9 protein-coding genes are annotated in these 12,613 nt (G+C 31.9%); 4 read left to right on the top strand and 5 right to left on the bottom strand.

Translation table 11 applies throughout. From position 1 onward, the window contains the following. Positions 1-239: 239 nt before the first annotated feature. The 3 genes from SR63_RS08505 to SR63_RS08495 form a co-directional block, all read right to left on the bottom strand. Complete coding sequence (locus SR63_RS08505; RefSeq protein WP_202032343.1) at positions 240-1,271, bottom strand: type II asparaginase; 1,032 nt, start codon at positions 1,269-1,271, stop codon at positions 240-242. Between the two features lie 100 nt (positions 1,272-1,371). Next, a complete protein-coding gene (gene recJ / locus SR63_RS08500) occupies positions 1,372-2,943 on the bottom strand; it encodes a single-stranded-DNA-specific exonuclease RecJ (protein WP_002866784.1) in 1,572 nt (523 codons plus the stop codon). Then, positions 2,930-4,561 (bottom strand): CTP synthase, encoded by a 1,632-nt coding sequence (locus SR63_RS08495; protein WP_002866785.1) that lies wholly within the window; start codon positions 4,559-4,561, stop codon positions 2,930-2,932. Before SR63_RS08495 ends, recJ begins: the two co-directional genes overlap by 14 nt. Positions 4,562-4,680: 119 nt before the next feature. On the opposite strand from SR63_RS08495, the gene thyX reads away from it, so the two are divergent. Together thyX and SR63_RS08485 are read left to right on the top strand one after the other, a co-directional pair. After that, positions 4,681-5,304: an FAD-dependent thymidylate synthase gene (thyX, locus tag SR63_RS08490; RefSeq protein WP_002853111.1), complete on the top strand. Its 624-nt coding sequence runs from the start codon at positions 4,681-4,683 to the stop codon at positions 5,302-5,304. Positions 5,305-5,423: 119 nt separating this feature from the next. Further along, complete coding sequence (locus SR63_RS08485) at positions 5,424-6,809, top strand: cation:dicarboxylate symporter family transporter (protein ID WP_002868980.1); 1,386 nt, start codon at positions 5,424-5,426, stop codon at positions 6,807-6,809. A gap of 38 nt (positions 6,810-6,847) precedes the next feature. On the opposite strand, the gene SR63_RS08480 is transcribed toward SR63_RS08485, so the two are convergent. Both SR63_RS08480 and purB read right to left on the bottom strand, forming a co-directional pair. Continuing rightward, on the bottom strand, positions 6,848-9,217 hold the full coding sequence (locus SR63_RS08480) for a ribonucleoside-diphosphate reductase subunit alpha (protein ID WP_002888402.1): 2,370 nt from the start codon (positions 9,215-9,217) through the stop codon (positions 6,848-6,850). A gap of 15 nt (positions 9,218-9,232) precedes the next feature. Continuing rightward, positions 9,233-10,561, bottom strand: a complete 1,329-nt coding sequence (purB, locus tag SR63_RS08475; RefSeq protein WP_052774311.1) for an adenylosuccinate lyase — start codon at positions 10,559-10,561, stop codon at positions 9,233-9,235. A gap of 77 nt (positions 10,562-10,638) precedes the next feature. Here purB and SR63_RS08470 point away from each other — a divergent pair, with 77 nt between their 5' ends. Further along, positions 10,639-11,541 carry an RluA family pseudouridine synthase gene (locus SR63_RS08470; RefSeq protein ID WP_002877921.1) on the top strand — a complete coding sequence of 301 codons (903 nt, stop codon included), beginning with the start codon at positions 10,639-10,641 and terminating at the stop codon, positions 11,539-11,541. Positions 11,542-11,653: 112 nt separating this feature from the next. Then, the gene (locus tag SR63_RS08465) at positions 11,654-12,520 is read left to right on the top strand and encodes a fumarylacetoacetate hydrolase family protein (protein WP_052805813.1); all 867 of its coding nucleotides are present in this window, start codon (positions 11,654-11,656) and stop codon (positions 12,518-12,520) included. Positions 12,521-12,613 lie beyond the last annotated feature (93 nt).

Below are 12,613 nucleotides of genomic sequence, written 5' to 3'. Positions count from 1 at the left end.
AAAATATCTTACAAAAAAGGAAATGAAAGTATAACCAATTAAACTTAAAAGGGGATTAAATAAAGGATTAAATAGTATAAATATTTGTGTAAGTATTTATATAAGTATTTGGTGGGTTGAAAAATGGGGGTTATATTTTAATGATAATAAAAAATGCAAGATATAATATACTATTATTAGGATTAAAAGGCTTGACTTAGGGAAGATAATTTCCCTAAGTTTAGAAATATTTAAAAAATTTAATATTTTAAAAAATACTCTTGAATTTTTTTAGGATCACTTGTTTTTGTAAGCGCTAACATAAGTAAAACTCTTGCTTTTTGAGGGTTTAAATCTTCAGCACTAATAAAACCTAATTTTTTATCTGAATCACTCACAGCAACACGCCCTGCCACAACCCTTGAACTTACAACAACATCAAGTCCTTTTTTCATAAGCTCTTTTAAAACATTTTTTTGATCTTCATGTATACTTCCTGCACCACTACCTGCAACAACTATACCCTTAGTTCCATGTTCAAATAAAGCTTTTGCAGCGACACCACTACCATCATTTGAATAGCTATAAAGAATATCTACTTTTGGCAAACTTGTGAGTTTGCTTACATCAAAAGGAGCGTTTTTTGTATGAGCTTTAGTAACATTATTATAGAAAAAGACTTTACCATCTACTATATAACCCAAATCCCCAAAATCAGGAGAAGAGAAAGCATCAACATTTAAACTATGGGTTTTTACCACGCCTCTAGCACTTAAAATTTTATCATTCATAGCTACCATAACACCCTTACCCTTAGACTCTTTATCAGCAGCTAATGCTACAGCATTGTAAAGATTTTTTGGCCCATCTGCACTTATAGCAGTTGATGGACGCATAGCGCCAACTAAAACTACAGGCTTATCGCTTTTAATGGTTAAATTTAAAAAATAAGCAGTTTCTTCCATAGTGTCAGTACCATGAGTTATAACCACACCATCCACCCCTTCGGCAAAAAGCTTATTGATTTCTTTAGCGAGCTTTAGCCAAATTTCATCACGCATATTTGAACTATCGATATTTGCTATTTGTTCCCCGCTAATATTAGCTAAATCTTGAATTTGTGGAACTGCTTTGATTAAAACATCTACACCAACAACCCCAGCTGTATAACCTGTTGTGGCAACAGCACTATCAATAGAACCTGCTATCGTTCCACCTGTTGCTAAAATAGCAATCTTTGGTTTAGCTTCTGCCATACATGCTCCTATAGATAAAAATACTAATACACACAATAGTAACTTTTTCACAATTCTCCCCTTATTTTGTTAAAATTCGTTTCATTAATGAAACTTATATAATATTAATAAATAATAAATAAAAATTTTATAAATTTTATAAAATTTCTTTAATAACAAATTGTGGAGTTACTAATCCTCTAAATTCATTCTTAGAAATACTTCCAAGCAAAGAAATATTTTGATTCAATTCTGGCTCTTTATCAAAATTAAAAAATAAAGCTTCTATGGTTTTATTTTCCTTGGTTAAAATAAGCTTTAAGTGTTTTTCATCTTTACCTAGAAGTTTTTTATTTTTTACACAAAGATTTTCTAAAACAAAAAAAGGTCGTGGATTTTTATGTCCAAAAGGTTCAAAAGATTCTAAAATTTCAAGCATTTCAAAATCAATTTCACTAGGTTCTAAGATTCCTAAAATTTCATCTGTATCCAAAAATTCACTTTCAGAAATTTGCGAACATTCTTTTTTGATTTTATTTTTAAATTGTTCAAAATTTTCAGAGTTTAAACTGATTCCAGCAGCACCTTTATGACCACCATAATTGCTTAATATAGAATTTGTCTTAGAAATTAAAGCTAAAATATCAATCTTGCCAACACTTCTTGCGCTACCTTTTAAGTGTTCTTCATTTTGAGAAAATACAAAAGCAGGTTTATTAAAATGTTTAGCTAAACGACTTGCTACAATCCCTAAAACCCCTTCATGCCAATTTAAACCCGATACCACAATACAAGAATCGTTTTCATCGATTTGATTTAAACTATCTTCAAAAAGCTGTTTTTCTTCATCTTTACGACTTTCATTAAAACTAACAATTTGCTCTAGATATTCTAAAGCTTTATTAAAATCTTTAGTGTGTAAAAATTCATAAGAAATACTTGCATCATCCATTCTTCCAGCACTATTTATAAGCGGAGCAATTAAAAATCCTATATTATCAAGAGCAAATTTATCCTTTTGATAATAATGCTTAATAGCCCGAAAAGCAGCTCTTTTAGATTTGTTAATATGATCTATACCACGCCTTACTAAAGCACGATTTAAATCTCTAAGCTCCATCATATCTGCAATAATTGCAATCGCCAAAAGTTCTAAAAATTTACTCATATCGTATTTAAGCTTGCAAACTTCTTTTAAAGCTGCTATCAAATACCATGCCACTTGAGCTCCACAAATTTCAATTTCTGGAAAATCACAATCTTTTTGCTTTGGATTGATAATGGCAAAAGCATCAGGCAAAACATCTTGAGGCATATGATGATCAGTGATAATCAAATCTATATTTTTTTCTTTGCAGAGTTTGGCTGCTTCAAGAGCAGCTATTCCATTATCTACTGTTATTATTAAATTCACATCAAGTTCGTTGATAATCTCAGCATTTAATCCATATCCATCTTTAAAACGATTTGGAATTCTTACTATATAATCAAAACCTATATCATCGAAAAATTCTGCCATAATAACACAAGAAATGATTCCATCAACATCATAATCCCCTACTATGGCGACTTTCTCATTTTTTTCTACAGCTTCTTTGATGCGATTAGCTGCTTTATATGCATCCTTTAAACAGCATGGCAAAGGCAGATCACAAAGTTTGGTATGCAAATCTTTTTCAAAGCGTGAAGCCAAAATTTTTTTAATTTCATTTTTATTAATTATCTTCATAGTTTATAGCTGCCTTGATAAAACCGCAAATCACAGGATTAACATGCTCAAGTCTTGATGTAAATTCTGGATGAAACTGCACAGCCAAGAAAAAAGGATGACAGTTAAGCTCAACTGCTTCGATCAATCCTTTGCTTTCGCCACTTACAATCAAACCGTGTTTTTCAAAATCTACCCTATATTTTGGATTTGCTTCATAACGGTGGCGGTGGCGTTCTTTTACACTTTTTGCTTCATTATAAACCTTAGCCAAAAGGGATTTTTCCTTGATATCACATTTATAAGCCCCTAAACGCATAGTTCCGCCTAAAGGAGTTTTTGCAGTACGAATTTGTTTTTCTCCATTTGTATCCATAAATTCATCAATCAAATAAACCACAGGATTTTGGCATTTCTCATCAAATTCACTTGAATTTGCATCTTTAAGTTTTAATACATTTCTAGCAAATTCCACCAAAGCAAGCTGCATACCCAAACAAATTCCTAAAAAAGGAATTTTATTTTCTCTTGCGTATTGAATGGCTTTTATCTTGCCTTCTACACCACGATATCCAAATCCCCCTGCAACTAAAATTCCACTCACATCTTTAAATACTTCAGCACTTTCCATATTTTCAAGTTTTTCACTATCTACCCATTTTAACTCCACTTTAGTATCTAGGGCTGCACCTGCATGTATAATAGCTTCAGTAAGGCTTTTATAGCTTTCTTTTAAATCCACATATTTGCCTACAAAAGCGATTTTAACTTCATTGCTTGGAGCTATAACTCTTTTTACCAAAGAGTCCCAATTTTCCATATTAGGTTTTAAATTTTTCAAATCCAAAATTTCAGCAATAGGACTTAAAATATCTTGCTTTAAAAAATTAAGTGGAATTTGATAAATACTAGCCGCATCAACACTTTCTATCACGCAATTTTTTTCCACCCCACAAGAAATAGCAATTTTATCTTTTAAATCTCTATCAAGAGCTTTTTCACTACGACAAATAATCATATCAGGACTAATACCTATGCGTCTTAACTCGCCTACACTATGTTGAGTTGGCTTTGTTTTTAATTCCCCTGCAGCCTTGATAAAAGGTACTAGAGTAAGATGAATATTCATAGCATTATTTTTACCCACTTCCAAACGCAAAGCACGAATAGCTTCTAAAAAAGGCAAGCCTTCTATATCCCCAACAGTTCCGCCTATTTCAACGATGAGTATATCTTTGCCTTCTCCTGCTTTTTTAATGCGATCTTTGATTTCTCCTACTATATGAGGGATAACTTGAATGGTTTTGCCAAGATATTCTCCACGCCTTTCTTTTTCAATCACACTTTGATAAACGCGTCCTGTAGTGAAGTTATTATCTTGAGATAAACTCTCATCCAAAAAACGCTCATAATGCCCCAAATCAAGATCCGTTTCTGCTCCATCATCAGTTACAAAAACCTCTCCATGCTCAAAAGGACTCATAGTGCCTGGATCAACATTGATATAAGGATCAGCTTTTAAAATACTCACTTTAAGCCCTGAATTTTTTAAAAGTGTTGCGATAGAAGCAGCGGCTATCCCTTTACCCAAAGAACTTAAAACTCCACCTGTTACAAAAATATATTTTGTTTGTTTCATTGATAATAAGCCTTATTTTTTTATCTAATTATAGCTTGATAAAACTTTTTATTTCATTAGAATTTTAAGTAAAAAATGCAAGAATTACAAAAAATATTTTTATCAAAAAAGGAATAAGCATGCAAATCACTTTACTTTTTCACACTCCATTATCTGTTTGTTCTCATGCAACAAGAACTTGTTGGCAAAGCTTTGAAAAAGGCGATTGCGGTGGCGAAAAAGATAAAGAACTTATCGATCGCGTGGGCAACAAATTCAAACACGCTTCAACCTTAGAACATCTAAACTATACTTTTTATATACAAGGAATTTCAAGAGCTTGCTTACAAGAAGTTGCAAGACACCGTCACACTAGTCCTAGTGTAAAAAGCACGCGTTATACCTTAAAAGAACTTCGCAATGAAGCTGAATTTAAAATAGGAGATTTTGAAAATGCAAGCCGTTATCTTGTGCTTTGTGGTAATGAAGAGGTTGATAACGCAAGCATTAAAGCCTTAGAAAATTTACGCACTATTTTACAAAAAAGCATTAGTCTAGATATAGCCAAATACTGCTTACCAGAAAGCTATAAAACTGAACTTACACTAACGATTAATGCAAGAAGTTTGCAGAATTTCATTTCTTTGCGTAGTTCAAAATCAGCTCTTTGGGAGATTAGAAATTTAGCAAATGCTTTATTTGAAGCCTTGCCACAAGAACACAAATTTATATTTGAACATTGCTTACATAAAGATATAGAATAAATCATACTAATTTTATCTTATTTAAAATATTGTTATGCTACCATTTATAAAATCAAGCTTTACGCAAGTATATTTTCATATACCTTGTGCTTGATTATAGTTTCTTATAAGGACTTTTTATGGATAAACAATTTTTTCAAGATTTTCTAATGCTTTCACAAGCTCATACTATAACTACTCTTGCTATGCTTTGTGTTGTTTTTTACGCATTAAAAAAAATGCGGGATATAAAAATCAATTTTTCTCTTCGCATGCTATTTGCGCTTTTAATGGGTTTGGGGTTTGGTTTTGCTTTGCAATATTTGGCAAATTTTCCAGATGCTAAAGAAGCAAGTAATATTCTTTGGTATAGCGAAACAAAACATTGGTTTGCATTTGTAAGTTCTGTTTTTGTAGCTTTTATAAAAATGCTGGTTGTTCCTCTTGTAAGCATTTGCATTATAAAAGTAATTATAGAAATTGATAAAAATATCAAAATATCCTCCTTGCTTGGAATAAGTCTTTTTTGGATACTCTTTAGCACAGCCATAGCTGCAACCTTGGGTATATTTTTAGGTTATAGTTTTGATTTAGGAAGTAATTTTGCTATATATGAAGGAAATAAACAAATTCGCGAAATTCAAACTTTTTCAAATATTATACTAGGGCTAATACCTAGCAACATCATTGCAGCTATTAATAAAGAAAATATTATAGCTATTGTCATTTTTTCTTTTTTTATAGGAATTAGTGCTAAAAAAATTTCTAAAAAAGAAGAGTATGAACAAGCCTTTAAAAGTTTTCATAATTTTATCCTAACCTTTTATAATATTATGATGAACATGACTGCTACAGTCATTAGATTTATGCCTTATGCTGTAGTTTGTATGATGGCTAATGTGCTTTTAAGCAATGGTTTTGAAGCTATCAAAACAGCTGGACTTTTTATAATGCTTATTTATATAGCTATGTTAATAATGTTCGGGGTGCATTTTTTACTTCTTGCTTCACAAGGGTTAAACCCTATAAAATATGCAAAAAAAGCCTTTCCTGTATGGTTATTTGCATTTAGCTCAAGATCTTCTTTAGGCACTTTGCCTATGACCACTTCAACTTTGCAAAATAAATTTGGAGTTAATTCAGCTATAGCTAATTTTGTAGCATCTATAGGTACAACAACAGGACTTAATGGTTGTGCGGGATATTTTCCAGCTTTAGCGGCAGTTTTTGTAGCTTTTGCTACACATACACATATTGATTTTACATTTGCTTTAATGATAGTTTTGGTAGCTGTTATTGGATCCTTGGGTATAGCTGGGGTACCTGGAAGTGCAACTATGGCAGCTTCTATTATGCTAGCAGGGATTGGATTTGGTAATAATTTTGTCATGCTAAGTTTGATTTTAGCCATAGATCCTATTATAGATATGGCAAGAACAGCAAGCAATGTCTCAGGAGCTATGACTTCGGCACTTTGTACTGCAAAAAATCTAAAAGCTCTAGATAAAGAAATTTACAATTCTTAATCTTTTAAAACCCAATGCTTTTCATTGGGTTTTAGTATTTATTGGCAACCTTCACATTCTATGCTACGATCTGCAACATTGACTTTTTCACTATCAGGGCTTTCACTTCTTAAATAATAAGTAGATTTTACTCCAAGCTCCCAAGCGAGTTGATAAATTTCATTTAAATATCCCCCACTTGCTTTATCAAGTGATAAAAAGATATTTAAACTCTGCCCTTGATCGATCCATTTACCACGCACAGCAGCAGCCTTTACAAGAATTTTTTGATCAAGTTCGTAGGCTGGAGTATAGTATTGCCAAGTATCAAGGCTTAAATTTGGCACAACAACAGGTATCATACCACTTAAATTTTGTTCAAACCACTTTCTTTTGTAAACAGGTTCTATAGTCTGCGTAGTACCCACCAAGATAGAAATAGAAGAAGTAGGTGCAATGGCCATCAAATAACCATTTCTCATACCATCTTTTTTAACTTTTTCTCTAAGTTTAACCCAGTCGCATTCACTTTGATCAAATAAGCCCTCTCTTAAAGTTAAAGCTTTAGCCTTAGGACTTGCTACATCAATAGGAAAAATCCCCTTGCTCCAATTTGATCCTTCAAAATCTTCATAAGAACCTTTTTCAAGAGCTAAATTTGAACTCGCATTAATAGCCTCAAAGCTAATTTGCTCCATAATCTCATCGATTTTATTTAAATGCTCATCGCTTCCCCAATGAATCTTAGCCTCAGCAAGCATTTGTGCCTCGCCCATAACTCCAAGACCTATGGCACGAGATTTTAAATTTGTATCTTTTACTTTTCTATGAGGATAAAAATTTAAATCAATTACATTATCAAGCATACGAATAGCTGTTGGAACAACACGCTCTATATCTTCTTTAGTATATACTTTGCTAAGATTTATACTTGCTAGATTACAAACGGCTGTTTTTCCATCATTTTTATATTTTTCCACTATATAAACTTTATTACCATCAATGCTATCTAAAGTTGATATTTTTTTGGCTGGTTTTTCATATCCCCCATCGATCACAACCTTTTGCTCTTCATCAAAATGAAGCTCATCTCCATTTTCAAAAACTACTTTAATTTGATAATAATTTGGCTCGGTATTTTGAAAAATTTCAGTACATAAATTTGAACTTCTAATAATTCCTACATGAGCATTTGGATTTGCTCTATTAGCACTATCCTTAAAACATAAAAATGGCAAGCCTGTTTCAAAATAATTTAGCAAAATTTTCTTCCAAAGCTCTTTAGCTTCTACGATTTCTTTGGTAATGCTTTCATCTTTTTCATATTCTTCATAGCGTTTTTCAAAAGCCTCGCCATATAAATCACACAAATCCGCTGTATCTGCAGGATCAAAAAGAGTCCATTTATCATTAGCTCTTACTCTTTTCATAAAAAGATCATTGATCCATAAAGCAGGGAAAAGTTCATGAGCACGGCGTCTTTCTTCACCTGAATTTTTACGCAAATCGATAAAATCACTTATATCCATGTGCCAAGGTTCTATATAAACGGCTATAGCTCCTTTTCTGGTTCCTAGTTGATCTACTGCCACAGCAATATCGTTGGTAATTTTCAAGAAAGGTATAATCCCTCCTGCGGCATTTTTATGCCCATCTATGCTTCCACCCATAGCACGCACTTTAGACCAATCCCAACCTATACCACCACCAAATTTAGAAAGCAAAGCCATTTCTTGGTAAGAATCAAAAATACCTTCAATATTATCAGGGGTTGATCCTATATAACAAGAACTAAGCTGATGGCGCGTTGTTCTTGCATTAGATAAAGTCGGAGTTGCAAGCATGAGTTCAAATTTAGAAATAAGATCGTAAAATTTCTTCGCCCATTCTTGAGGATTAAATTCATTCTGCGCTAAAAACATCGCAATGGCCATAAACATTTGTTGAGGAAGTTCTATAGGCATACCTTTACTATCTTTAATCAAGTATCTATCATATAAAGTTTTAATACCAAGATAAGTAAATTGCATATCGCGTTCAGGTTTAATATAAGCATTTAAATCATCTAAATCATATTTTTCTTTAAGACCAAGTAAAATTCTTCCTTCTTTTTCACCCTTTTGAAAATACTCACGCAAATGATTATAGCGATTCATACCATTAACTTTTTTATATAAATCAAATAAAAAAAGTCTAGCTGCAACAAAGGTCCAATTTGGACAATCAATATCTATCTTATCTACTGCAGTTTTAATTAAAGTTTTTTGAATCTCTTCAGTTGAAATTCCATCACGAAATTGAATCTTTGCATCAAGTTCAAGTTCGCTTAAATTCACACCTTCTAAATCTTTTACAGCATCAGAGGTGCATTTTTTGATCTTAGAAACATCCAATTCTTCTGTACGACCATTTCTTTTAATAACTTTCATTGCCTTCCTTGCTTTTTATTTAAATGTTCTTTTAAAAATTGCATCAACATTTTTTGTATAGTAGTTATAATCGAAACATTTTCTTACATCCTCTTCGCTCAAACTTTTTCTTAAATCTTCATCGCTTAAAAGCGCTAACAAAAACAAACTTTCATTTTTTTCATTGATAGCAGCCTTGCCATTTTGCAAATCTGCCCAAACTTTCATAGCGTTTCTTTGAACTATTTTATAAGCTTCTTCACGGCTAATGCCTTTAAATGGAAGTTCTAAAAGCACCCTCCCTGAAAATACAAGCCCGCCTGTAAGATTTAAATTTTTCATCATATTTTCAGGATAAACCAAAAGCTTATCAATCAAATTTGTAAGACGCATAAGCATAAAATCAGCCGTGATAAAAGCATCAGGCAAAATAAATCTTTCAACACTAGAATGAGATATATCTCTTTCATGCCAAAGTGCAACATTTTCCAAAGTTGGAGTTACAAAAGATCTAAGCACACGACAAAGTCCTGTGATATTTTCACTTAAAACAGGATTTCTTTTATGTGGCATAGCTGAACTTCCTTTTTGTCCTACACTAAAATACTCTTCAGCCTCATAAACTTCAGTTCTTTGAAAATGTCTTATCGCTACAGCGATTTGCTCACAACTTGAAGCTAAAATTGCAATAGCAGAAATAACTTGAGCATAACGATCTCTTTGGATCACTTGATTTGAAACAGGGGCAGCTTTAAGACCTAAATTTTTACAAACCTCTTCTTCAAATTCTAAAGGAGCATGAGCAAAATTTCCCATTGCACCACTGATTTTTCCATAGCTTATCACTTCTTTTGCATGTTCTAAAAGCTCTTTTGCATGCAAAATTTCATCATACCAAATAGCTAACACTAAACCAAAAGTGATAGGCTCTCCATGAATTCCATGACTTCTTCCTACCATTAAGGTATTTTTATGCTCCAAAGCACGCTTTTTGATCACTTCTAAAAGCAAAGAAACATCTTCTAAAATAAGCTCCAAACTCTCTTTTATCTGTAAAGCAACAGCTGTATCTATACAATCAGAACTTGTCATTGCATAATGCACAAAACGACTCTCTTCTCCCAAACTTTCACTTACACTTGTAAGAAAAGCGATAACATCGTGTTTTGTGGTTTTTTCTATTTCGTCTATTCTTGCAATATCAAATTTTGCATTTTTAAGAATTTTTTCGCAGTCTGTGTCATTAATGAGACCGAGTTTATTCCAAGCTTTTACAGCGGCTAATTCTACTTTTAACCACGCATCGTATTTTGCTTGCATGTCCCATTTTTTAGCCATGATTTCTCTGCTATATCTTTCAACCATCTTTGAAACCTTTTTAGCTATAATTTTATATTTTAAAAAACAGAAATTATATCAAATTATCCTAAGAAAGTTATTAAATGGCTTACATAAAAATAAAACTCTCAAATAATGGAAAAAAGGCATTTCAAGTCCTTATGGAAAATTTAAAAATTAGCATAAATGAAGCACAAAAACTCATAGACAAAAAAAGACTTTTTTGTGATGGAATTTTAGTAGAAGAAAAGAATGAAATTTTAAATGGTTTAGTAGAGCTTATAGTCTATGAAAACAATCCCAAAGGAGTAGAAATTGTCTTTGAAAATGAAGACTTTGCCATACTTGAAAAAGAAAGTGGGATCTTAAGTCATCCAAATGGTAGACATTGTAAATACAGTCTTAGTGATGAAATTTGGCATCTTTGGGGAAAAGAAGCTTGCGTAGCACACAGACTTGATAAAGAAACGAGTGGACTTATACTTGTAGCCAAAAATAAAAAAGCTCAAATTGATCTTAAAGCTTTGTTTGAAAAAAAACTGGTTCAAAAAGAATACCTTGCTCTAGCTAACGGAAAAATAGAAGAAAATTTTATAATTGATAAAGCCATAAATTTAGCCAAAAACTACGATGATGTAAAAACAAGGATGCAAATTTGTAAGGAAGGAAAACAAGCTATCACTGAGTTTGAAATTTTAGAATACTTTCCTAAAATCAACGCTACTCTTTTACTCTGCAAACCCTTAACAGGCAGACAACACCAAATAAGAGTGCATTTACACTATAAAAACCATACCATTTTAGGCGATCCACTTTATGGGCTTAGCAAAGAACAAATCGAAAGTATTTTAGATGAAAAATTAACCCCCAAAGAACGCTTAAAACTTACAGGTGCCTTGCGTTTGTGTTTGCATTCTTATCGTTTGAAATTTCAATATAAAAATCAAAATTTTAATATCAACTCAAAAATAAACATAAAAGAAATTTTCAACAATTCTATAAAATAAAATGATGTTTCACTACGCTACAATCAATCACTTTTTTACCAAATTTTAAAACAAAAAAATAATTCTTGCTAAAACTTTAAGTATAATTAAATAAAAAAGCGAGATTTTCCAAATGAAATTTGTTAATTTTATACAGGGTCAAAAACCCAATCTAGGAGTACTAAATTCTAGTGGAAAAATTGTAAGTTTTGATGATCTTGGCATTGAAACTAACGATATGAATGAATTTATTATCCATTTTGATAAATTTAAACACAAACTTACAGACTTGGATTCTAAAATAGCCTATGAAATTCCACAAGAAAATTATCTAGCCCCTATTATAGAACCTCGCCAAGATATTATATGTCTTGGGATTAATTTTTTAGATCATGCCAAAGAATCTGCCAAATTTAAGGGTGAAAAATTTGAAGAAAGAGAATATCCTGTATATTTTGGAAAACGCTGCAATCAAGCTACGGCACCTTTTGGCGATATACCTTTACATGCAGATGTAACTTCTCAGCTTGATTATGAATGTGAGCTTGCATTTATTTTAAGTAAAGATGCTTATAAAATCAAAGCTAAAGATGCAAAAGATTATATCTTTGGCTATACTATTATCAATGAAATTTCAGCTCGCGAACTTCAAAAACGCCACAAACAATTCTACCGAGCAAAAAGTCTTGAAGGTAGCACTATAATGGGACCTTATATCACAAGCGTAGATGAAATTTCTTATCCTCCTAAACTCCAACTTCAAAGCTATGTCAATGATGAACTACGCCAAAACTCTAACACTCAATTGTTTATTTTTGATATTGCTTATGTCTTAGAAGAACTTAGCGCAGGTATGCTTTTAAAAGCTGGAAGTATTATATCTATGGGAACTCCTAGTGGAGTAGGTATGGGGTTAAATCCACCTACTTTTTTAAAATCAGGAGATAAAGTGCGTTGTGTCATAGAAAATTTAGGAGAACTTTGTAATAAAATAAAATAAAAAATATTAAATAAAAAATATCAATTATTAAATAATTTACTAAAATTATACTATAATGTCATTTTAAAAACTTAAATTAAGGCAGAAATTTAT

Origin of the sequence: Campylobacter sp. 2014D-0259, from assembly GCF_008000505.1 — a bacterium.
Taxonomy (GTDB): domain Bacteria; phylum Campylobacterota; class Campylobacteria; order Campylobacterales; family Campylobacteraceae; genus Campylobacter_D; species Campylobacter_D jejuni.
The sequence above is the reverse complement of the archived record's forward strand: the minus strand, read 5'-3'. Positions and strand labels throughout refer to the sequence as shown.

Coding starts and splice junctions, on each gene's coding strand:
- recJ (WP_002866784.1), bottom strand. CDS start 2,943: ATGAAGATAATTAATAAAAATGAAATTAAAAAAATTTTGGCTTCACGC.
- SR63_RS08495 (WP_002866785.1), bottom strand. CDS start 4,561: ATGAAACAAACAAAATATATTTTTGTAACAGGTGGAGTTTTAAGTTCT.
- thyX (WP_002853111.1), top strand. CDS start 4,681: ATGCAAATCACTTTACTTTTTCACACTCCATTATCTGTTTGTTCTCAT.
- SR63_RS08485 (WP_002868980.1), top strand. CDS start 5,424: ATGGATAAACAATTTTTTCAAGATTTTCTAATGCTTTCACAAGCTCAT.
- SR63_RS08480 (WP_002888402.1), bottom strand. CDS start 9,217: ATGAAAGTTATTAAAAGAAATGGTCGTACAGAAGAATTGGATGTTTCT.
- purB (WP_052774311.1), bottom strand. CDS start 10,561: ATGGTTGAAAGATATAGCAGAGAAATCATGGCTAAAAAATGGGACATG.
- SR63_RS08470 (WP_002877921.1), top strand. CDS start 10,639: ATGGCTTACATAAAAATAAAACTCTCAAATAATGGAAAAAAGGCATTT.
- SR63_RS08465 (WP_052805813.1), top strand. CDS start 11,654: ATGAAATTTGTTAATTTTATACAGGGTCAAAAACCCAATCTAGGAGTA.